Source organism: Bacteroidota bacterium (assembly GCA_021300195.1).
Taxonomy (GTDB): Bacteria; Bacteroidota; Bacteroidia; order J057; family JAJTIE01; genus JAJTIE01.
On the sequence record JAJTIE010000010.1, the window covers coordinates 54,484 to 74,707 of the forward strand.

General features: G+C 57.0%; 22 protein-coding genes. 4 read left to right on the forward strand and 18 right to left on the reverse strand.

Features of this window, described 5'->3' with window-relative positions; genetic code table 11:
• Positions 1 to 326 precede the first annotated feature (326 nt).
• Positions 327 to 695, reverse strand: a complete 369-nt coding sequence (locus LW884_03210) for a hypothetical protein (protein ID MCE3007340.1) — start codon at positions 693 to 695, stop codon at positions 327 to 329.
• A 74-nt stretch (positions 696 to 769) separates the two neighbouring features.
• The gene (gene trxB, locus LW884_03215; protein ID MCE3007341.1) at positions 770 to 1,714 is read right to left on the reverse strand and encodes a thioredoxin-disulfide reductase; all 945 of its coding nucleotides are present in this window, start codon (positions 1,712 to 1,714) and stop codon (positions 770 to 772) included.
• Between the two features lie 103 nt (positions 1,715 to 1,817).
• Here trxB and pfkA point away from each other — a divergent pair, with 103 nt between their 5' ends.
• Positions 1,818 to 2,801, forward strand: a complete 984-nt coding sequence (pfkA, locus tag LW884_03220) for a 6-phosphofructokinase (GenBank protein MCE3007342.1) — start codon at positions 1,818 to 1,820, stop codon at positions 2,799 to 2,801.
• Positions 2,802 to 2,936: 135 nt separating this feature from the next.
• Here pfkA and LW884_03225 read toward each other — a convergent pair whose 3' ends face one another.
• The 7 genes from LW884_03225 to LW884_03255 form a co-directional block, all read right to left on the reverse strand.
• Positions 2,937 to 3,917 carry a DUF3137 domain-containing protein gene (locus LW884_03225; GenBank protein ID MCE3007343.1) on the reverse strand — a complete coding sequence of 327 codons (981 nt, stop codon included), beginning with the start codon at positions 3,915 to 3,917 and terminating at the stop codon, positions 2,937 to 2,939.
• Positions 3,918 to 4,092: 175 nt separating this feature from the next.
• Positions 4,093 to 5,658 carry an aldehyde dehydrogenase family protein gene (locus LW884_03230; protein MCE3007344.1) on the reverse strand — a complete coding sequence of 522 codons (1,566 nt, stop codon included), beginning with the start codon at positions 5,656 to 5,658 and terminating at the stop codon, positions 4,093 to 4,095.
• A gap of 89 nt (positions 5,659 to 5,747) precedes the next feature.
• Complete coding sequence (locus tag LW884_03235; protein MCE3007345.1) at positions 5,748 to 5,966, reverse strand: CDGSH iron-sulfur domain-containing protein; 219 nt, start codon at positions 5,964 to 5,966, stop codon at positions 5,748 to 5,750.
• A gap of 127 nt (positions 5,967 to 6,093) precedes the next feature.
• A protein-coding gene (prfB, locus tag LW884_03240; protein ID MCE3007346.1) for a peptide chain release factor 2 occupies positions 6,094 to 7,180 on the reverse strand; the annotation gives its coding sequence in 2 pieces (ribosomal slippage) (positions 6,094 to 7,119 and positions 7,121 to 7,180; 1,086 coding nt in all).
• 24 nt (positions 7,181 to 7,204) lie between these two features.
• Positions 7,205 to 7,561 (reverse strand): YraN family protein, encoded by a 357-nt coding sequence (locus tag LW884_03245; GenBank protein ID MCE3007347.1) that lies wholly within the window; start codon positions 7,559 to 7,561, stop codon positions 7,205 to 7,207.
• Positions 7,558 to 7,782 (reverse strand): hypothetical protein, encoded by a 225-nt coding sequence (locus tag LW884_03250; protein ID MCE3007348.1) that lies wholly within the window; start codon positions 7,780 to 7,782, stop codon positions 7,558 to 7,560. The genes LW884_03245 and LW884_03250 overlap by 4 nt, the downstream gene beginning before the upstream one ends.
• 111 nt (positions 7,783 to 7,893) lie before the next feature.
• A complete protein-coding gene (locus LW884_03255; protein ID MCE3007349.1) occupies positions 7,894 to 8,352 on the reverse strand; it encodes an energy transducer TonB in 459 nt (152 codons plus the stop codon).
• A 408-nt stretch (positions 8,353 to 8,760) separates the two neighbouring features.
• Between LW884_03255 and holA the strand changes: the two genes are divergently transcribed.
• Entirely contained in the window at positions 8,761 to 9,768 is a 1,008-nt protein-coding gene (gene holA, locus LW884_03260) for a DNA polymerase III subunit delta (protein MCE3007350.1), read from the forward strand.
• On the opposite strand, the gene LW884_03265 is transcribed toward holA, so the two are convergent.
• Together LW884_03265 and purS are read right to left on the reverse strand one after the other, a co-directional pair.
• A complete protein-coding gene (locus LW884_03265) occupies positions 9,713 to 11,104 on the reverse strand; it encodes an FAD-dependent oxidoreductase (protein MCE3007351.1) in 1,392 nt (463 codons plus the stop codon). The two genes, holA and LW884_03265, sit on opposite strands and share 56 nt — an antisense overlap.
• A 306-nt stretch (positions 11,105 to 11,410) precedes the next feature.
• Positions 11,411 to 11,668 (reverse strand): phosphoribosylformylglycinamidine synthase subunit PurS, encoded by a 258-nt coding sequence (gene purS, locus LW884_03270; GenBank protein ID MCE3007352.1) that lies wholly within the window; start codon positions 11,666 to 11,668, stop codon positions 11,411 to 11,413.
• Positions 11,669 to 11,880: 212 nt separating this feature from the next.
• Between purS and LW884_03275 the strand changes: the two genes are divergently transcribed.
• On the forward strand, positions 11,881 to 13,002 hold the full coding sequence (locus LW884_03275; GenBank protein MCE3007353.1) for a CofH family radical SAM protein: 1,122 nt from the start codon (positions 11,881 to 11,883) through the stop codon (positions 13,000 to 13,002).
• A gap of 212 nt (positions 13,003 to 13,214) precedes the next feature.
• Here the strand turns inward: LW884_03275 and asnB are convergent, their stop codons facing one another.
• The 3 genes from asnB to tsaE are packed head-to-tail and all read right to left on the reverse strand — an operon-like array spanning position 13,215 to position 16,764.
• Positions 13,215 to 15,062 carry an asparagine synthase (glutamine-hydrolyzing) gene (gene asnB, locus LW884_03280; GenBank protein ID MCE3007354.1) on the reverse strand — a complete coding sequence of 616 codons (1,848 nt, stop codon included), beginning with the start codon at positions 15,060 to 15,062 and terminating at the stop codon, positions 13,215 to 13,217.
• Positions 15,063 to 15,065: 3 nt separating this feature from the next.
• A complete protein-coding gene (locus tag LW884_03285; protein MCE3007355.1) occupies positions 15,066 to 16,316 on the reverse strand; it encodes an alanine dehydrogenase in 1,251 nt (416 codons plus the stop codon).
• Positions 16,317 to 16,320: 4 nt separating this feature from the next.
• Positions 16,321 to 16,764 carry a tRNA (adenosine(37)-N6)-threonylcarbamoyltransferase complex ATPase subunit type 1 TsaE gene (tsaE, locus tag LW884_03290; protein MCE3007356.1) on the reverse strand — a complete coding sequence of 148 codons (444 nt, stop codon included), beginning with the start codon at positions 16,762 to 16,764 and terminating at the stop codon, positions 16,321 to 16,323.
• 107 nt (positions 16,765 to 16,871) lie between these two features.
• Between tsaE and LW884_03295 the strand changes: the two genes are divergently transcribed.
• A complete protein-coding gene (locus tag LW884_03295) occupies positions 16,872 to 17,501 on the forward strand; it encodes an alpha-ketoglutarate-dependent dioxygenase AlkB (protein MCE3007357.1) in 630 nt (209 codons plus the stop codon).
• 10 nt (positions 17,502 to 17,511) lie between these two features.
• Here the strand turns inward: LW884_03295 and LW884_03300 are convergent, their stop codons facing one another.
• The 4 genes from LW884_03300 to LW884_03315 are packed head-to-tail and all read right to left on the reverse strand — an operon-like array spanning position 17,512 to position 20,107.
• Entirely contained in the window at positions 17,512 to 18,588 is a 1,077-nt protein-coding gene (locus LW884_03300; protein ID MCE3007358.1) for a glycosyltransferase, read from the reverse strand.
• Between the two features lie 20 nt (positions 18,589 to 18,608).
• Entirely contained in the window at positions 18,609 to 19,196 is a 588-nt protein-coding gene (locus LW884_03305) for a hypothetical protein (GenBank protein ID MCE3007359.1), read from the reverse strand.
• Positions 19,197 to 19,214: 18 nt separating this feature from the next.
• On the reverse strand, positions 19,215 to 19,613 hold the full coding sequence (locus tag LW884_03310; GenBank protein ID MCE3007360.1) for a DUF1987 domain-containing protein: 399 nt from the start codon (positions 19,611 to 19,613) through the stop codon (positions 19,215 to 19,217).
• Between the two features lie 2 nt (positions 19,614 to 19,615).
• Positions 19,616 to 20,107 (reverse strand): SiaB family protein kinase, encoded by a 492-nt coding sequence (locus LW884_03315; GenBank protein MCE3007361.1) that lies wholly within the window; start codon positions 20,105 to 20,107, stop codon positions 19,616 to 19,618.
• Positions 20,108 to 20,224 lie beyond the last annotated feature (117 nt).

Genomic DNA, 20,224 nt, shown 5'->3' on the forward strand with positions numbered 1-20,224 from the left:
AGAGGGAGGCTGAGACCCAGGGCTGAAAAGCGGTAGTGCGCGCGTACCGGTCTTTGCTACCAGTCGGCTGGCGCTGCCACTCCGGGTGCTGAAAATGAAAATACCTGTCCGGAAGCGGACAGGTATTTTTTGTAGATACAAACAAGTGGTGACGAAATCGCTGGCAAGCACATGTGTGCCGGGGGCCGAGGCGAAGCTGGCTACAGCAGGGCCACCAGCAAGATGAGGATGAGCAGCACCAGTGCTACAATGATGAGAATGCGAATCAGTTCTGAGTCAGACAGACTGGTATCATTCGCATCCGATACGGACAGGGTGTTGGACACCTACTCCTCGTAACTCATGCCCTGGCTAAGGCCAGTCTTTATCTGGTTTTTTACCGTGGCAATCAGCGATTTTCGAGTACCCTTATCTATCTGCTTCCAGTCGGCTAGCGCCTTTTTCCTTTCCAGGCTTGTTATTCCGGCGGCAGCGGGCTGATCGGCACAGTCCGCACAGGCTGTAGGTGTATCACAGTCTATACAGGGTACGGCTTCGGCTCCACAGTCCTGGCAGGGTGCGGGCGTATCGCAGTCGGCACAGGGCTGCACCCGCTCTTCACAGTCGGTGCAGGGGGTGGTGGCACGCTTGGTATCCACACCGGCATATACGGTACCGGCAGCCAGGAAGGCAAGGATCAGGAGTCTTTTGGTCATAAACATGGTTTTAATAAGTTAGGAATTCATACTAGCGCCTGCCAATATACCAAAAAACTGCCGGGTGCAGTGCGCTATACAATGCCCTGTTCGGCCAGCCATCGCTCGGCATCCAGGGCAGCCATACAGCCGCTTCCTGCTGCGGTTACCGCCTGCCTGTACACACTGTCTTGCACATCGCCGGCAGCAAACACCCCCTCGATAGAGGTCTTGCTTGTCTTTCCCTCGGTTATCAGGTAGCCCGTGTTGTCCATCTCCAGCTGGCCCGCAAACAGGTCGGTGTTCGGCTTGTGGCCAATAGCCACAAAGAAGCCCTGCACCGGAATATCCGTCAGCGCCCCGGTCTGGCTATTCCGTATCCGCACTGCCTCTACTACCTCCTTGCCCAATACTTCTTCGGTTTCGGTGTGCCAGTGGACGGTAATGTTTGGGGTCTTCAGCACCCGGTCTCGCATAATCTGGCTGGCACGCATTTCGCCCTTTCGCACCAGCAGGTGCACCTGCCTGCACAGCTTGCTCAGGTAGGTGGCCTCTTCAGCGGCCGTGTCTCCACCGCCTACCACCACTACGTCCTTGCCTTTGTAGAAGAAGCCGTCGCACACGGCACAGGCACTCACACCGGCGCCGTTCAGTCGCTTCTCGCTCTCCAGCCCTAGCCACTTGGCACTGGCACCGGTGCTGATGATGACGGCATCGGCGCTTATCAGCTTATCCTCATCGGTCCACACCAGCTTGGGCGACTGGCTGAAATCTACCTTAGTGATCGTACTATAACGAATATCTGTGCCAAAACGCGCAGCCTGCTGGCGGAAGTCTTCCATCATCTGCACGCCCAGCACCCCCTCCGGGTAGCCGGGGTAGTTCTCTACATCGGTGGTCTGGGTCAGCTGGCCACCCGCCTCCAGGCCGGTGTACAGTACGGGGCTCAGGTTGGCGCGTGCAGCGTATACAGCGGCGGTATAGCCTGCCGGACCTGAGCCGATGATGAGACAGCTAACGTGCTCGGATGGTGTGGACATGATAAAAATATAAGGTGAATGGGGTATAAAGTTATGGCTAAAGTGCTTACATTAAGCGTGGTGACAGATAATTGGTTCCTATTGAAACTAAAAAACAGAATACGTGCAAGAACTAAAACGAATCGGGGTATTCACCTCTGGCGGGGATAGCCCGGGCATGAATGCCTGTATACGGGCCGTGGTGCGCACAGCCCACCACCACCAGCTGAAGGTAACGGGCATCTACCGGGGCTTCGACGGGATGATACAAGGTAATATGCTGGATATGGGGCGGCAGGATGTGAGCAACATCATCCAGCGAGGCGGTACCATCCTGAAGACGGCACGCTCGGAGGGCTTTCGCACCCCCGAGGGCCGCAGGCAGGCCTACCACCAGCTGCAGAAAGCCGGGATACAGGCCCTGGTGGCCATCGGGGGAGATGGCACCTACAGGGCATCACAGGTCTTTATGGAGGAGTATCCGGATATCCGCATAATGGGCTGCCCGGGCACCATAGACAATGACCTGTATGGCACCGACTTTACCATTGGTTACGACACGGCCATCAACACGGCCATGCAGGCCATAGACAAGATACGCGACACGGCCGATGCTACCGACCGGCTGTTTTTTGTAGAGGTAATGGGCCGAGATGCAGGCCTGATAGCACTACGCACGGGCCTGGGCAGCGGGGCCGAGGCTGTGCTGATACCGGAAATAGAGCAGGACCTGGACCGGCTATACGACCTGCTGGAACGAGACTGGAAGCGCCAAAAGAGCAGCATGATTGTGGTGGTGGCCGAGGGCGACGAGGCGGGCGGTGCCTTTGCCGTAGCCGAGCAGGTACGCCAGCGTTTTCCGCAGTATGATACGCGCGTAACCGTGCTGGGCCACATCCAGCGGGGGGGTAGCCCCAGCTGTATGGACCGCATACTGGCAAGCCGCCTGGGGGCTGCCGCCGTGCAGGCGCTGGTAGCGGGCATGGCGGGCTATGCCTGTGGCGTACAGTACAAGTCCGTGGTGCACATCCCCTTCAGCGAGGCCGTAAAGCACAATGTCGAGATTAATCCACAATTGGTAGAGCTGGTGGAAATCCTGAGTGCATAGGCTCACCACAGATTTGTGAAAGAGCAAGGCCATGCGGCCGCTACCGTTGGGCAAAAAGCTACGAAATAGGGCGTATACAAATAGAAAGAGACCTCATATGAGGTCTCTTTCTATAGCAAGACTATAAGCAGTGGCTCAGGCAGTGGCAGTATCCACCTGCTGGTCCACACGGCCAATTTTCTCGAAGATGATCATCGGCTCGTACATCACATCGTAGTACTCGTGGATGATTTTGAAGTCGAGCAGACTCCGGTAAAGCCGGGGCTCAAAAAGCTCCTTCTTATGGCTGATGGCCACATAAATATTGTTGCCAATAAAAGACACACAGATGTCTTCCTTATGTGTTTTCTTGTAGGCCACCAGGTCTTCAAACACCTCCTTGTAGGTAAAAAAACTCTGTTTTGCATCCTCGGAATTTTTGGAATACACCTTGAAAACAGTGTTGAACTCGGGGTCCGGACTCAATACTTCTTCAAAATCAGAACTCTTGTATCCCAGTTTTTCGGGTTCAAAAACCTGGTGCCGGGGCAGGATAATGGTGCCCGTAAACTTCTGCTTGGTGATGGCTACAAAGAAGATTCCGTCGAAAATAGCGCGGAGCTCAGATTTACGCTCACCCTTTCTCACGCTGCGCTTGGCGTGCACCTCGGAGAAGGCAATTTTTGTAGATCCGAGATCGCCAAACACGTAGTCATCTCCCCGGTACTTAGTGGGCAGGTCTGTGAACAGCTTGCTATCTACAAATAGGTTGGGTGGAATGAACTTGTGAGAAATATAGGTGAAGCTGGGATTGATAAACCGAACAATCTGCTCAATTACGCGGGTTTTGAAGATGATGTGAAAGCGTTTGTCTCCGGTAACATCGTAGTACAGCACATAGCCACCAGCGGCAAAAATCACGCCAATGAGGGCATACCAGCCATATATCTGTACACCAGCAGTCTCGGCATCTATTACAGAGGAAATACCAACCAGCGCACCGATCAACGCGGCCACGAGCAGAAAAATCATAACCACAACCTTGAGCACGATTTTTTTGCGCATGGAATCCACCGCGTTCAGGTCTTGGGTTAGTTCTGTTTCAAAGTACTGTTTTAGTTCCTGTAGAGACTTCATAGTGGCGTTTGATTAGATAATCAGGTGGAGTGGTGGAGATGAAAAACGAGCTTTGCTTTGTGCAATTAACGCGTGAGCAGTCAAAAATAGCATAAAAACTGACAGCGGATCGGTCGAAGGGGGGGCCATCCAAAAATTAACGCGCCAGCCCGCCTTGCGCCTGCCAATACGCCTACTAGGCTTCTATGTCAAACTTGATGCCCTGTGCCAGGGGTAGCGCATCGCCGTAGTTGATGGTTTGTGTTTGGCGGCGCATGTAGGCCTTCCAAGAGTCGGATCCGCTTTCGCGGCCACCCCCAGTTTCCTTTTCGCCGCCAAAGGCACCGCCTATTTCGGCACCACTGGTACCTATATTCACGTTGGCAATACCGCAGTCGCTACCGGCGGGGCCCAGGAAGCGCTCTACCTCCTTCATATTCTCGCTAAAGATGGCCGAGCTTAGGCCCTGGGGCACCGCGTTGTGCTGCTGTAGTGCCTCCTGGTAGTCGCTATAGCGGATCAGGTAGAGGATGGGGGCAAAGGTCTCGCTCTGTACGCTCTCCATTTCGTTTTTGGCCTCTATCAGGGCAGGCGTCACATAGTTTCCATGCTCGTGCCCGGGCACCGTGTACAGATCGCCGCCATAGATTAGCTTGCCACCCTGTGCTTGCACCTTCTGCAGGCGGTCTTGCATCATCTGCACCGCATCCTGGTCTATCAGGGGTCCTATCAGGGTATCGGCATCCAGTGGGCTGCCTATCTTGGGTGTCAGGCTTTTGTAGGTATTTACCAGGGCCTCCTTCACTTTTTCGTACATGCTGTCGTGCACAAACAGGCGGCGCGTACTGGTGCAGCGCTGGCCACAGGTGCCTACCGCGCCAAACACGATGGCCTGCAGGGCCAGCTTCAGGTTGCTGTTCGGGGTAAGTACAATGGCGTTATTACCGCCCAGCTCTAGCAGATACTTGCCCAGCCGGCCAGCCACAGTCTGGGCCACGGCCTTGCCCATGCGGGTACTGCCGGTGGCGCTTACCAGGTCGATGCGCTCGTCGGCAGCCAGTTTTTGGCCTATCTCGGCATCGCCCACCACCAGGTTGAAGATGCCCTCTGGCAGGCCATTGGCTGCCAGCACGTCGGCCGCTATCTTCTGGCAAGCCAGGGCGCATAGGGGCGTTTTTTCACTGGGTTTCCAGATCACTACATTGCCACACACGGCTGCAATCATGGCATTCCAGCTCCATACCGCCACCGGGAAGTTGAAGGCGGAGATAATCCCCACAATGCCCAGGGGGTGCCAGCGCTCCATCAGGCGGTGGTCTGGGCGCTCGCTAGGCATCGTAAGGCCATACAGCTGGCGGCTTAGGCCCACGGCAAAGTCGCATATGTCTATGATCTCCTGCACCTCACCCAGTCCCTCCTGGTATATCTTACCCATTTCATAGCTTACTAGCCAGCCCAGGTACTCCTTGTTTTCGCGGAATGCCTCGCCCATCTGGCGTACAATTTCGCCCCGGCGGGGGGCGGGCACCTCGCGCCAATAGCGAAATGCCTCCTGTGCCTTCTGCACCACCTGCTCGTACTGCGGGGCGGAAGTAAAGGCTACGGTGCCAATCTTCTCTCCGTTTGCAGGGCTATGGCTGTCTATGGTCCGCGCGGCGGGGGCTACCTCCATAAAGTGGGTGCCCGTGCTGGTGCCCGAGTGCACCATGCCTGCACGTAGGCCAAACACATCGAGGGCAGTAGGAGCGGCAATCGTATTCATCAGCTTTTTATATTTCAATAATGACGAGAAAAGAATAGAGGGCGAAATAGAGGAATGAATGCACCAGCATAGCCTGCGCACACATTCGGCTAGCGCGGAGCTGGCAGCTCGTAGGCCTGAATGGGGCTATCGAATTGCTCCTTGTGTGCACCATCGCAGAAAGGTGGTGTGGCGGTGTGGCCGCAGCGGCAGAGGCTCACAGCCGTTCGTCCGTTCAGCTCGAAGCGGTTGCCGTCCTGATCGTACAGCTCAAAGTCGCCTTCCAGCCGAATAGAGCCATTGCTCCTGATGGTTATCTTGGTAGACATCGTGATGGGGTTAAACGAAGCCGAGAGGCCGACTTCCTGCTTTCTGATTCTTAATGCGAATATAAGGTTTTTTGCAGAACCATATTGTGCCCGAACTGGCGGCTGATGGCGGCGCATACGGCGGGGCCTAGTTTTGGCTAGACTCCATCAGGTAGGCTTTTATAAATTCGTCTAGCCCTCCGTCCATCACCAGCTGCACGTTGCTGGTCTCCACGCTGGTTCGCAGGTCCTTCACCAGCTTGTAGGGGTGGAACACATAGTTTCGGATCTGGCTGCCCCACTCTATTTTTTTCTTTCCGGCCTCGGTTTTGGCTTTTTCTTCCATGCGCTTCTCCAGTTCCTGCTGGTACAGCCGGCTACGCAGCAGGTGCAGGGCTTTTTCGCGGTTTTGGTGCTGGCTTCGTTCCTGCTGGCACTCTACCACTATGCCGCTGGGTACGTGGGTTACGCGCACGGCTGTTTCCACCTTATTCACATTCTGGCCTCCCTTTCCGCCGGCGCGGAAGGTGTCCCACTCCAGGTCGGCGGGGTTGATGTCTATCTCTATGGTATCGTCTACCAGTGGGTATACGTACACAGAGCTGAAGCTGGTGTGGCGGCGGCCCCCACTATCGAATGGGCTGATGCGCACCAGGCGGTGTACACCGCTCTCGCCCTTCAGGTAGCCATAGGCAAAGGAGCCCTTTACCTCCAGGCTGGCGCTCTTTATGCCTGCGCCTTCTCCCTGCTGCTCGTCTATCAGGCTGGGTTGGTAGCCGTGCTGCTCGGCATACATGGTGTACATACGCAGCAGCATCTCGGCCCAGTCCTGGCTTTCGGTTCCGCCGGCTCCGGCGTTTATCACTACTACGCAGTCCAGCTGGTCCTCTTCTCCACTCAGCATGTTTTTTAGCTCCAGCTCATTCACCACCTGCTCTGCGCGGGCATACACGGTGTCCAGCTCTGGCTCCGTCAGGTCTCCCTCTCGGTAGAACTCGTAGCTTACCTCCAGCTCTTCCAGCGCCTCGGCAGCCGCTCGGTAGGCTTGCGTCCATACACGCATGCCGCGCAGCTGCTTCATGGCGGCCTCGGCTGCCTTACTATCGTCCCAAAAACCCGGTGCTGCGCTTTCTGCCTCCCTGGCAGCTATGGCACTTTCCTTCCCCGCTATGTCAAAGATACCTCCTTAGGGCGCCTACTCTCTCTTGCAGCGATTTTAGTTGGTCGGGTGTCATGGTATGGGGTTGTTTAGGTGAATTTTAGGGGGTCAAGTTTTGCCTGAAGGCGTCCGTATAGTGCTGTATCTCTGGGTCTCGGCCCGGCCATATACGGATTGCTACTACATCAAAGCGAAGGGGTAAATGTACCAAATTGTGCAATTCGGCGTACAGGCTGGCGGCGCGGAAGAGGGTAGCCTGCTTTTTGGGGGTTACGGCCTCCTCGGGCCAGGCAGGGCCGGTTCGGGTTTTTACCTCTACCACCACCAGCTCTTGCCTGTCCATGCACACCAGGTCCATCTCTGCCGGGTGTACGCGCACATTGCGCCCTAGCAGCTGGTAGCCCTGGGCCGCCAGGTAGTGTGCGGCCAGGGCTTCGCCCTGCCTGCCCAGGCTCATCGGGGCCCACCCTGCTGCATGCGGCGGTGCATAATGCGAGACCGCCATAGGCGAAACACCCCATAGAGGAGTACCAGCACGCCCATGGAGCCAGCCGGGAAGCTGATCTGCTGCTGGACAAACCACTGCTGAACCTGCGCCGGTGGGGCAAAAATCATGTAGATGCCCACCAGGCAGATGAGGATGCCCACCACGTAGCCTACGTAAATGAATGTTTTCATAACGGCAAATAAACAAAAACCCGACCTATTGAGCCGGGTTTCGTTCGTATTCTATCTACCAGGGTACTGCCCACGCCCAGGCACCACGCCTGGGGGCAAAGGGCAAGGGTGTTAGTGAAGCTCAAAGTGGATGGGCAGGATGACCCAGCTGGACATGGGCCGCCCGTTCTGTGCCGAGGGCAGCAGCTTCAGCTCGTCCACCCGCTCTTCCACAGCCCTGCTGAAGGAGGGGTGGGTAGAGGAGATAATCTGCCACTTGGAAACCTCGCCCAGGCAGTTTACGTAGAGCTTTAGCACCACTTTACCCTCCTGATGCGTGCCGCGCAGGTCTTCTGGGTACGCTATGCTGTTCACCACAGTCTGCAGGTTCAGCACCTTTGCCTTGGTGTCGCAGTTGTTGTTGCACTCCAGGCATTCCGCCGGGGCTGTGCGCGCTGGAATCGAGGCATCAGCCAGAGACTGGGCATGTACCGAGGTGGCTAGTAGTACCACTGCGGCTGCCAGAATGCTGATTTGTGCTTGGGCTTTCAGGGCCTTGCCCTTCTGGCTTTTTACCTCTCTTGTTTTCATCACTTCAATTGTTTTTAAATCCGTGTCTATTTGATCGTATGAGTTAACAATGATTTAACACGAAATTAACACGAAAAAGTTTCAGCGGCAAGCCTCCATCTACCAGGTTGTAGGTGTACAGGATTCAAAAAATTGATCTAAACAGTTGATTATAAAAAATTTGAAAGAATACTGGTCACCCGAAAAAAGATCTTGTCTCCGAAAAAAATCCTTAACATTCCCTTAACGCACAGAGACAAAGGAGGTTCACCCGAACGGGCACAGACCATGCAGCCGCCCCTGCCCTGGCAGGCCGAAGCCCTAGGGCAAGGGGCACACGGGCTATGAGGTAGCTGGATGTGTCTTCTTTTACCACTTATCCACAGGCCCGGTGGAACAAGGGGTGGATAAGTACCGTATTTTTGCGGCATGAGTCTGGCATCCATCGAGAAAGAAATACGCGCGGGCAAAATCGCGCCGGTATACTTTCTGTACGGAGAGGAGCCCTACTTTATAGACCAGCTGGCCGAGCTGCTGGAGCAGAAGGTGCTGGAGGGGGCCGACAAGAGCTTCAACATGGACGTGCTGCTGGGGCCAGAGACCTCGGCCAATCAGCTGATAACTGCCGCCCGCGCCTACCCCACCTTTGCCAGCCGCAGGCTGATCGTGGTAAAAGAAGCGCACAGCCTGGGCAAGGCGCATCTGGACAAAATAGGGGCCTACATAGAGCAGCCGCTGGAGACAACCGTGGTGGTGTTTCTGTACCGAAAAAAGAAGCCCGATGCCCGCACCCGCTTTGGAAAGGCAGCCCTGCAAAAGGCTGTGGCCTTTGAGAGCAAGCGCCTGTACGACCGCAGCATACTCAGCTGGATAGAGGAGCACGTGGGCGCCGCCGGCTACAGCATAGAGCAGGAGGCCAACCTGCTGCTGAAGGAAGCACTGGGAAACAACCTGGCGCTGATAGACAATGAGCTGCGCAAGATGTACATCCACCTGCGGGCCAATGAGCACAGCCGGATAGACAAGTCGCTGATCTATGCATTCGTAAACATAGACCGAGAGTTCAATGTATTCGAACTGATCAACTACATTGCCAGCCGCGATGTGGAGCGTGCGCACAAAACCATACACTACCTGACGCTGACGCGCAACAGTGGGGCTATAGGCATGCTGGTGCAGCTATACAACTACTTCAGCACCCTGGCCATGCTGCGGCAGCAGCGGCTGCAGAGTGAGCAGGCCATCTGTCAGGCGCTGAAGATTCAGCCCTTCTTTGCCAAAAACTTTGTAACCGGTGTACGCCAGTACGACCTGCGACGCATCCGCGCCAATATGTCCAACATCCTGGAGGCCGATATGCAGCTAAAGGGCGTGCACAACACTAGGATGAGTGAGGCCCACGTGATGAAAACACTGGTGTACCGGCTGGTGCAGTAGGCCCGCCCGCGGGTAGCCCGCCTATATACCGGGCTGCCTGCCTGCCCTGCTCTACAGCCGCGTTTACAGTGGGGCCGTAGGGCAGCAGCTGGCTAAAGTTGACCACAAAGAGCCCCGGGTACGGACTCTGAAACGGTACCTGCACCTCGGAATAGCGGATGATGGGCACGGCCTGTGCATAGGGTTTCCGGTATAGGCGCATGTGCTGGATGGCGGTGCGGTCCAATGCTGGAAAAACCTTTTGCACATATTCCATATACAGATTGCTCAGCTCATCCTCGTCCATCCACATCTGCTCATCCTCGTGCGGGCGGTAGCCGTAGGCATAGTATACATGCAGCGGCCCATGGGATTCATCGCCCGCCAGTGCACTGTGGTGCACCAGCATGGAAAATGGGGCGTGTGTATCGGCCACATAGTGCTCATAGTGGGTAGTGAGCTGCTGCCGCGTGGTAAAGAGCAGAGACACTACCCCCTGGTAGGGTATGGCCTGTAGCTTGTAGGCGTACGCCCTATCGGCCTGGGGCACATCCAGTATCCTTGCCAGTGTAGCGCCTGGCAGTGTGGATAGCACCTGCTGAAAGTGGTGTGGTTGCCCATTTACCTGCACCAGCCATCCGGCATCGGTTTTTTGTAGCAGGCCTACCTCGGCCCCACAGCATACACGCACGCCGCGGTGCGATATCCGGTGCACTAGGGCCTCGGTAACGCGATGAAACCCGCCAATGGGGTACCCCAGCATCTGCCTGCCTTGGTAGAACCTGCGGCTGCGGGCCTTCAGGTTGGCCCAAAACCAGGCCATGTTTACGGCATGCATGTGCAGGTAGAACCGAGAGCGCAAGATAGGCTCCCAGATAGCCCGATACACCCCACGGCCAAACAGCCTGCGCGTGTAGAGCGCGGCAGGCCGCCGCTCCAGCTTGCGCGGATGGCTAAGGTACTTGAGGTAGGTATAGCCGGCAAGGAGCACCAGCCGCTGCAGAAACCGGAGGGGCCTTAGCCGGAGAACAGACCAGACGGAGTGCACGCCATAGGCCCGATCTCGGAGGATAACAGCGGTGCGTATGGGCCGCCAGCGCAGCTGCTGCTCCATGCCCAGGTCTGTCATCAGGCTGAGCAGGGAAGTATCTGACCGATGGAAGCTGTGGGGCACACGCTCGTACACCACCTGCCCCAGCTGTGTGCCCTGGCTAAAGCCCCCTACCTGCGCTTCTTTTTCAAACAAGGTAACCTGGTAGCCCAAGCGGGAGAGGTAGTAGGCCGCCGAATAGTAGGCCGCCGAAAGACCAGAATAACCCCCACCCAAAATGGCTATTGTGCGTTTGCTCTCCTCCATGCCGGTAAAGTATTGAATGTGCCCAAAGAGAACGTAGGAAAAAATACCGACAGTCTATGTCGGCAACCTCCGTTCATGTACCTAACATAAACAATTCAGGCAATATTTTCAATATACCGAAACAAACATGCATAAAATAGCAACAAAACAAGTCATTCGTCGACAAAAAAGAAAACAAGAGCCCCTATATTCAGGGGCGTTAAGACGCCTGTGCTTTACATAAGCACCTGTATTTTATGCCAGGAATAAGCGACCAGGCTACCATGAGACAGAGGCCTGTGGGCGCACCGCCACTAGCAGCGTGTACTAGCCCACAAGCTGTGGTTGCTCCAGCTCAAACACCTCGGTTATCGGGTTGGCCAGCAGCTTGTGTGCAGCCTGCTGGGCCTGCTGGCTCGCAGCCTCGGGGTTGGGGGCCTCTACAGTTAGCAGGATTCGCTTGCCCACCCGTACCTGCCGGATGGCAGAAAACTCCATGTGGTGCAGCCCGTTTAGCGTAGCCTTACCCTGCGGATCCAGGATCTCGGGGTGCGGAAGTACATTGACGTATACCGTGAAAGTCATGATGCAAACAGAAAAGCAGGCCAAAGCCAGCCCACAGCACAAAGATGCAATAAAAATAGGATGAAACAGTTGGGACAACCCGATGTTTGACACCCGAGTCTGAAAAAAGATTTTTAGCCCATAGCTATTTTCAATTTGAATTGAAAATACGAACTTCGCGTTGTACGCAGTAGGCCATTCGGCTCTTCGTGCACATTTTTTTTCTCGACTGTATGAACACCACTGCCATTTTTGACAAAGCCCTGCGCCTGGAGTTTATCACACACGAAGAGGCCAGGTTTCTGTATCAGCAGGCGGCACTGCCCGACATGATGTATGTGGCGAACGAAATACGAAAAATAAAAAAGGCCGAAACAGCAGGCATTGTAACCTGGCAGATAGACCGGAACGTGAACACAACCAATGTGTGTGTGGCCAACTGCAAGTTCTGCAACTTCTTCCGCGTGCCCGGCCATCCCGATGCATATATTACAGACGACGATACCTACAGGCGGAAGATAGAAGAGATGCTGGCCCTGGGGGGCGACCAGCTGCTGCTACAGGGGGGGCACCACCCCGAGCTGGGGATAGAATGGTACGAGGCTCTGTTTAGCAAACTGAAAAGCTGGTATCCGCAGGTAAAGCTGCATGCGCTGGGCCCGCCGGAGATTGTGCACATTAGCGAGCTGAGCAAGCTGAGCTACTACGACACCCTGCAGCGCCTGCAGCAGGCGGGGCTGGATAGCCTGCCCGGAGCGGGGGCCGAGATCCTGAATGACCGGGTGCGCAGGCTGATCTCGAACGGCAAGTGCAGCGGCAGCGAGTGGCTGGAGGTAATGCGCCAGGCACACCGGCTGAACATCTCTACCTCGGCCACCATGATGTTTGGCCACATCGAAACCCTGGATGAGCGGATAGAGCACCTGCTGTGGCTGCGCGGGGTACAGGCAGAGCGGCCCGAAGGGCACGTGGGCTTTCGCGCCTTTATACCCTGGCCCTACCAGGACGACGGAACCCTGCTACAGCGTGTAAAGGGCATCCGCAATGATGTGAGTGCCCACGAGTACCTGCAGACCCTGGCCCTGTGCCGCATCTTGCTGGTAAATATTGAGAATATACAGGTAAGCTGGCTAACTGTGGGCCCCAAGGTGGCCCAGGCCGCCCTGTATGGCGGGGCGAACGATATGGGTAGCATCATGATCGAGGAAAATGTGGTGAGTGCAGCCGGGGCACCTTTCCGTTTCAGCAGCACCGAGATACAGGCCTGCATCCAGCAGGCGGGCTTTACCCCCAGGCTGCGCGACCAGCAGTACCGTTTTCGCGAGCAGCCAGCCGGGGTATCTATCCTGGCCTAGCCAGGGCCGCCAGGCGGATGTAAATGTGCAACCGGTGGCGACGTGCATACACAGGTGGATAACCCACCTACGCTGGGCAGTGGGCTGGCGTTACGGGTAGGGAGACCGATCAGAACGCCAAACAAGGTACGCGCTCAATACGGAAGCAGCTTGTCTATGCGGTGGAATAGCCCGCTATACTGCTTGGCAAGGCTTTGCCCCCCCCCACCCGCCTAGCCCGCATGCTGGCGGTACCAGAGCTGGAAAAAGACGAGAGCCGTAATGCGTTTTCCGTGGTAGGGGTTCCTGCCCGACTGGTATGCCTGCACCCACTGCTGCACCACACGGGGGTCGAAAATATCCTGGCGCTTGAGGTGCTCCGGGTTCAGAAGTTCGTCTACCAGATACCTCAATTCACCGTTTAGCCACTCTGCCACTGGGGCTGGGAAACCCCACTTCCTTCTATACACCAGCTCGTTCGGCAGGTAGTGTGCCAGTAGCTTCTTGGGCAGATACTTCTGTACGCCGGCGTGGTACTTGTACGAAACGGGTAGCGAAAGTGCGTGCTCCACCACCTGATGGTCCAGGTAGGGCACTCGCACCTCCAGTCCATGTGCCATGCTGGCTATGTCTACCTTGTACAGCAGGTCGTTGGCCAGGTAGTGCCGGATGTCAAATAGGCTGATCTTCTCCCAGGGGTGTAGGGGCAGCTGCTGTATGGCATGCCAGTCGGCAGCCAGGGTACTGTGGGTGTAGGGGCGGCGCGTTAGCCTTCCTACCTCGCCCTGGGTAAACATGTCTTGCTGCTGGCTCCATACATGTAGCCAGTCGGTATCCGTACCAGGGCCGTCGAACACGCGGGCAGCGCGCCGCTTGCGTGCGTCGCCCTGGCTTAGTAGCCAGGCCACGGCCTTGCGGCCCAGCCAGCCCATGCGGCTCACCCGCTGGTAGCGGGCCCACCAGTGGTAGTAGCCATAACCCATGTATAGTTCATCTGCGCCATCGCCGCTCAGGGCCACGGTTACCTGCCTGCGTGCCACCTGAGACAGCAGGAGCATGGGCAGGATCCCACTTACCGCAAAAGGCTCGTCGTAGTGCGCAAAGAGGCTGGGTACGTGTTCTCGCGCATCGGCCAGCAGCAGCTGGGTGGTGTGCTGCCGGGTGCCCAGTTGCAGGGCCACCTGCTCCGCATAGTTGCTCTCGTCGTACTGGGGTGCATCAAAGCCGATGGTAAATGTATGCGCTGCCTGTCCACTCTGTGCCTGGTACAGGGCAGCGATCAGGCTACTATCTGTACCCCCACTGAGAAAGGTACCCAGGGGAACATCTGCTATGCTGCAGTACCCTACGGCCTGCTGCAGCCGGTCCTGCAGCAGGGCTACGGCCTCCTGCTCGGGCAGTGCCTGCCGGTGCTGCACGTGGCTTAGCACACTGTAGTAGGCTGCCAGCTGCACCCCCCGGGCCGACACCCTGAGGTAATGGCCGGGTGGCAGCTTGCGGGCCTGCTGCCAGATGGTGCGGTCTCCGGGCACGTATTCCAGAAAGAGGTAATCTTGCAGGCTCTGCACGTCCAGCTCCAGGGCTACCGGCAGTGCCTGCAGCGCCTTTAGCTCGCTGGCAAAGGCAAAGCGGCCGCCCTGCTGCCAGTACACCAGGGGCTTGATCCCCATACGGTCTCGTATGAGCAGCAGCGACTGCTCGTGCCTATCGTACAGGGCTGTGGCAAACATGCCATTGAAGCGTGCCACTGCCTGTATTCCTTCCAGCGCCAGGGCCTCTAGCACCACCTCTGTATCGCCCGTGGTGCGCAGCTGCAGGCCCAGGTCTCGGGCTACCTGCTTGTAGTTATATACCTCGCCGTTGTACACCAGCACATAGCGCCCGTCTCTGGAGGTCATGGGCTGGTTGGCCGCCGTAGATAGGTCCAGGATACTCAGCCTGCGGTGGCCCAGGCCCACAGGCCCCTCTAGCCAGTGGCCCTCCGCGTCGGGCCCCCGGTGCGCTATGGCATCGGTCATGTGCTGTAGGTTCTGGCGGTCGAAACCACCATGCGGATCATAAAAGCCGGCTATGCCACACATACGCTAGATACTCGCCGCATGGAGGAGCTCCAGCTCCATAAAATCCATATTGAACATACGGGCCAGGCTGCGCTGGGTAAGGTAGCGGTGGTATACATAGATGCCGGTGCGAATATAGGGATCGGTCTTAATCATGTTTTGGATACTCCCGGCATCGCCTATACGCAGGATGAGTGGGGTAAGGATATTGCTAACGGCATTGCTGCTGGTGCGGGGTACGCGGCTGGCAATATTGGGCACACAGTAGTGTACCACGTCGTGCCGCACATAGGTGGGGCGGTCGTGTGTGGTTACCTCGCAGGTCTCGATACAGCCGCCCTGGTCTATAGACACATCCACGATTACGCTGCGCTCGTTCATCTGCATCACCATATCCTCAGTTACAATGCAGGGTGTGCGCACACCCGGTACGTGTACGGCACCAATCAGTACATCGGCCTGGGCTACGGCTTCCTCTATATAGTCTCGCTGGCTTACTGCGGTCCATATTTTTTGGCCCAGCTTCTGCTCCAGCATTTGCAGCTTGTGCACCTCGCTGTCTATCACCCGTACGTGTGCGCCCAGTGCCATGGCTGTCCGGGTGGCATGGTAGCCCACGGTGCCGGCACCCAGTATGGTAACCTGGCAGGGGGGTATGCCGGTAATGCCGCCCAGTAGGGTACCCTTTCCGCCACCGGTATAGCTTAGCAGCTCGGCGGCAATGTGTATGCTGGATATGCCGGCTATCTCGCTCATCATGCGCACCAGGGGCTGGCTCCCGTCTGCCGCCTGCATAAACTCGAAGCCGATGGCCGTTACGTTCTTCTGCATCAGCTGCTTCAGGTAGTCGGGCTTTATGGCACCCAGGTGCACGGCCGAGATCAGTATCTGCCGGGGCTGTAGCAGCTTCAGCTCATCATAGTCCAGGGGGGTTATCTTTACAATGATGTTCGCCTTTTGGTACAGCTCAGCTTCGCTATAGGCTATGCTGGCACCCGCCTCGGTGTACTCCCGGTCGGTGTACTGGGCACCGGCCCCTGCCTGGTGCTCTATCAGCACCTGGTGGCCGTTCGCTACCAGCACACCGGCAGCCTTGGGTGTAATGGCCACCCGGTTCTCCTGCAGGCTGCGCTCCTTGGGTACACCAATGATGAACTTCTGTTTTTGCTCGCGAATGCGAGCTGGCTGCTCCAGCGTAGCTGTAAACACCGAAGGATCAACCCCTTTTTTGAGCAACTCCGGATTAAACTCGGGATTATGCGGTACAGATGGCATGCACTCAAATATAAGACTCCAGTTGCAATTTACGTGTATGTATATCTATTACTGATAAAGAAAAAAACACACTGCCCGGGGGTAGCCAGTGCAGGATGCGCTCGGGCCACTCTATCAGGCAGATATCGTCTCCCTCCAGGTAATCTGCCAGGCCCGTTTCCAGCAGTTCAGCCTCTGTCTCCAGGCGGTGCAGGTCCATGTGGTATACTGTGCCGGCTGCTGTGTGGTACACATTCACTAGGCTATAGGTGGGGCTGGTAACCGGCTGGGTATACCCCAGTGCCTGCACCAGTGCCTGTACCAGGCTAGTTTTTCCGGCCCCCATGGGCCCGCCCAGGGCCCATACCCGGGGGGCTGGCTGCCACAGTGCCCACAGCCGCCGTGCCAGGGCGGGCAGCTCGGCCTGGGTGTAGGCGCAGGCAAAAACAGCGGGCTGATCGGGTTTCACGAAACAATAAGCAGGCGTGAAGGTAGCAGGTATTGAACGTCAAAATCAAATCGTATTGTATTGCGACGGCTTCAATAAGCAAATTCTCCATCTTGCTGCCTGCCGCCATGACTACCCTGTTTGATAGCGACCCGAATGCACGGCCGACTCCCGGCGAAAACCTGCTGCCCTACGATGGAGCCGCCTATTTATACCCGGGGGTGCTGCAGCCTGCCGAGGCCGACCGGTACTACCTGCTGCTGCGGCAGCAGGCAGCCTGGCAGGCAGACGAGGGGGTGCTGTATGGCAGGCCATTCCGTACCGAGCGGCAGGTAGCCTGGTATGGAGACCGGCCATACAGCTACCGCTATGCGGGCTATACGCACACAGCACACAACTGGATAGCCCCCCTGCTAGCGCTAAAGGCACACTGCGAGTCCGTGAGCAACTCCGTGTATCACGCCTGCCTGCTAAACCTGTATCCCACGGGTGCGCAGGGCATGGGCTGGCATGCCGATGATGAGCCCGAGCTGGTGCCCCAGGCACCCATTGCCGCACTCAGCCTGGGGGCCGAGCGTCGCTTTGACCTGAAGCACCGGGCTACGGGCTACAGCGTGCAGCTTCTGCTACCCCCAGGCAGCCTGCTGGTAATGCGCGGGGCCACCCAGCAGCACTGGCTGCACCGGCTGCCACCCACCCGCAGGGTGCATGCCCCACGTATCAGCCTTACATTCAGGCAGATGGTAGCAGCCAGATAGAGCAGGCTAGCTAGGCCAGCAGGCGCTGATAGAGCAGCAGCAGGGGCTGGGCATCCCACTGCCAGTGCCGGGTAGCAGGCTGCCGGTAGCGGGCCAGGAAGTCGGCCAGCTCGCCCAGCCGGCTGATGGCGAGGCCCATGCCGGTTTGCGCATTCAGGGCATCCCAGGCAGGACTGTCTGTGTACAGAAAGGGGAGGCCGGCAGCCATGTATTCGTAGAACTTGGTGGGTATACGCGTGGCAATGGCTGGCTGTGGGCTGTAGAGGGCCAGGCCCAGGTCGTGGCTCGCCATGCATGCTAGCAGCTGGCTATGGGGCACATAGTGCTGGCCACCTACCAGCTGCACCCTGGGCAGCCGCGCAGCAGTGGCCTCCAGCTGCCGTGCATAGGCTGGGTGTGGCGCGTGGCCTGCCAGTGTAAGGCTGTGGGCAAAGGGCTGCGCCTGCACCAGGGCCAGGGCCGCCTCTACCCCCCAGTCTGCCGCCAGTGTGCCGCTCAGCAGCACCCGCAGGGGGGGCTGGGCACGGCGGGCCGGGCCTGGGGGCCGTGGCGTAGCCAGGGCTTTATTGGGTACATACACCACCTGGGCATGGGGCAGGGTGCCGGCATAGCAGGCCTCGGCCTGCACGGCTGCATCCACCCAGGCTACACTCAGGTGCTCCAGCAGGCGGATGCCCTGCCCCACCCAGGGCCAGTACCAGGGTGCGTAGGCGGCCCCGTGGGTCAGGTTGGCCAGGTAGTCTTCGTGCTGGTCATACACCAGCCGGCAGCCTAGTAGCCAGCGGGCACATAGGGCCAGTGGCAGCAGCTCGGGGCTATGCAGCTGCACCAGCCGGGGCCGGATGCGCCATAGGCGATACAGCAGGCAAAGCTGTAGGCGGATGCGCTGCCACACACCCTGTGGCCGGCTGTGCGGCCACAGCACTACGCCATCGTGCCGATAGGCGGACCGGGCGGCCCCATGGGCCGGGTCTGCGGCCCCTAGCACATATACGGCATGGCCTGCGCGGGCAGCTGCTACGGCCTCCTTAGCAAATATTCGGCTGTGGGTAACGGGATTGAGGATACTGATGTGCAGGATGCGCATGAAAGAACCGCGCGAAGCGACTAATGCGTGGAGAATTTCTCCTGTATCTCCATCCGCTCACGCTGCTGGGCATCGCTCCGCACTGCAATGCGTACGAAGTAGCGCTCGGTATAGCCTTCTATAGGCTTGAGCAGCAGGACGATCAGGGCCTTGGGGATGAGGCTGATCATAAAGTTGGCCACTCCGCTGTCAAAAAAAGTCAGGTCCTCTATCACTGCCTCCTCCAGCACCTCCGTCAGGAACATGAGTACGACCGCAAAAACCAGAATAAAGGTCTGTGCCCGGCGGCTGGCACGGGCCCGGGTCAGCTCGTCTATGGTATTTTTCAGGTCTACATTGGTTTTCTGTAGGTCCTGGTTTATGCGCTGTATTTCTTCGGCCTGCTGCTCCAGCAGCATATTGGCGCTCTTCAGCTTGCGCTGCAGGCGGTCTCCTACGCTGGTTAGCAGCTTGGTATCGCCCAGCAGGGTTTCGTATCCCTTTACCAGCGAATCTACTGCCGTTTTGTATTCTTCTCGGGTCAGGGCATCGTCATCCGCCACTGCTCGGTATTTTTCCAGCAGCTCGTTCTCTCTCCGGTAGGCAACCTCTGATTTCTTTTGAGACATGAATGTACGGTAGGGGCACTAGTAGGTATCTGTGCGCTCCAGCAGCTGAAAAGGTACAGTAAGGGTAGACTGGTAGTCTTCGCCGGCCTCTTGCATGTCAGTATCGTCTTCGAAGTAGTGCCAGCGGATAAGGCAGGGCTTGCCTGTATCGTGGAAGTCTTGGATAAAACGAAGAATTTCGAGTATGTATTTGGCTGAGCTGGTATTGAAATAGTCGAAACTGAAATCAATGGTCATCCCTCGGGGTGCCTCCGACTCTGAATAGGTACGAAACCACTCCAAAATGGGGGCGTAAAACTTGGTCGAGTTTTCGGGATAGGAGTTTCCTACTAGCTCAAACACGCCGATATGGGGATCCAGTCTTACACGTGGTGTGTCTTCGCTGGCTTCTATTACTAGGGCTTCTATGCTCATCATGTTTAAACTACAAAGCGCATGTTAAAAAACAGAGTCTCCTCACTCACTTCTTGGCTGGAGTAGCTCACACGGTTGTCTACCGTCTTCCGGGCAATGTTCAGTATACCCAGGCCGCCGCCACCAGCGGCACTTATCTTGCCGTTGGTCAGTACTTTTTGGTAAAACTCGCGCAGTTCGTCCCGGCTCATCAGGTTGATCTTATCGATATACCGGGCTAGCTTCTCAGCCTTGGACTTTGTGATGAGGTTTCCGGTAGAGATCTGGTAGCCCGATTCTACTTTCTCAATCTGCAAGCGCGGCGGAAAATCGGCGGCTGAGGGGGCGTGGTGCATCAGGTTCTGGCAGGCCTCTATCAGGATGGAGTTGATTTTTTTTCGGAAGGGCACTTTTTCGCCCATCTCGGCCATCCTGGCATCCATGGTTACCAGTATCCTGTTCAGCACGGAATTGTCCATTTCACCGGCAAAATCATATATCACGTTGGAATCAGACATTTATGCAGGGTGCTCTGCTTTTGTGAATTTAGCGGTTTGGCAGTTCAGCAAATGTACACATGCTTTTCAAATCGCCGAATGCTGGAGGGAAAAAGTAGCAGAAAATAAGAAAACCCG

Excerpts from the sequence above, each read along its gene's own strand:
- LW884_03210 (MCE3007340.1), bottom strand. The coding sequence starts at position 695 with ATGACCAAAAGACTCCTGATCCTTGCCTTCCTGGCTGCCGGTACCGTA.
- trxB (MCE3007341.1), bottom strand. The coding sequence starts at position 1,714 with ATGTCCACACCATCCGAGCACGTTAGCTGTCTCATCATCGGCTCAGGT.
- LW884_03225 (MCE3007343.1), bottom strand. The coding sequence starts at position 3,917 with ATGAAGTCTCTACAGGAACTAAAACAGTACTTTGAAACAGAACTAACC.
- LW884_03230 (MCE3007344.1), bottom strand. The coding sequence starts at position 5,658 with ATGAATACGATTGCCGCTCCTACTGCCCTCGATGTGTTTGGCCTACGT.
- LW884_03235 (MCE3007345.1), bottom strand. The coding sequence starts at position 5,966 with ATGTCTACCAAGATAACCATCAGGAGCAATGGCTCTATTCGGCTGGAA.
- LW884_03245 (MCE3007347.1), bottom strand. The coding sequence starts at position 7,561 with ATGAGCCTGGGCAGGCAGGGCGAAGCCCTGGCCGCACACTACCTGGCG.
- LW884_03250 (MCE3007348.1), bottom strand. The coding sequence starts at position 7,782 with ATGAAAACATTCATTTACGTAGGCTACGTGGTGGGCATCCTCATCTGC.
- LW884_03255 (MCE3007349.1), bottom strand. The coding sequence starts at position 8,352 with ATGAAAACAAGAGAGGTAAAAAGCCAGAAGGGCAAGGCCCTGAAAGCC.
- holA (MCE3007350.1), top strand. The coding sequence starts at position 8,761 with ATGAGTCTGGCATCCATCGAGAAAGAAATACGCGCGGGCAAAATCGCG.
- LW884_03265 (MCE3007351.1), bottom strand. The coding sequence starts at position 11,104 with ATGGAGGAGAGCAAACGCACAATAGCCATTTTGGGTGGGGGTTATTCT.
- purS (MCE3007352.1), bottom strand. The coding sequence starts at position 11,668 with ATGACTTTCACGGTATACGTCAATGTACTTCCGCACCCCGAGATCCTG.
- LW884_03275 (MCE3007353.1), top strand. The coding sequence starts at position 11,881 with ATGAACACCACTGCCATTTTTGACAAAGCCCTGCGCCTGGAGTTTATC.
- asnB (MCE3007354.1), bottom strand. The coding sequence starts at position 15,062 with ATGTGTGGCATAGCCGGCTTTTATGATCCGCATGGTGGTTTCGACCGC.
- LW884_03285 (MCE3007355.1), bottom strand. The coding sequence starts at position 16,316 with ATGCCATCTGTACCGCATAATCCCGAGTTTAATCCGGAGTTGCTCAAA.
- LW884_03295 (MCE3007357.1), top strand. The coding sequence starts at position 16,872 with ATGACTACCCTGTTTGATAGCGACCCGAATGCACGGCCGACTCCCGGC.
- LW884_03300 (MCE3007358.1), bottom strand. The coding sequence starts at position 18,588 with ATGCGCATCCTGCACATCAGTATCCTCAATCCCGTTACCCACAGCCGA.
- LW884_03305 (MCE3007359.1), bottom strand. The coding sequence starts at position 19,196 with ATGTCTCAAAAGAAATCAGAGGTTGCCTACCGGAGAGAGAACGAGCTG.
- LW884_03310 (MCE3007360.1), bottom strand. The coding sequence starts at position 19,613 with ATGATGAGCATAGAAGCCCTAGTAATAGAAGCCAGCGAAGACACACCA.
- LW884_03315 (MCE3007361.1), bottom strand. The coding sequence starts at position 20,107 with ATGTCTGATTCCAACGTGATATATGATTTTGCCGGTGAAATGGACAAT.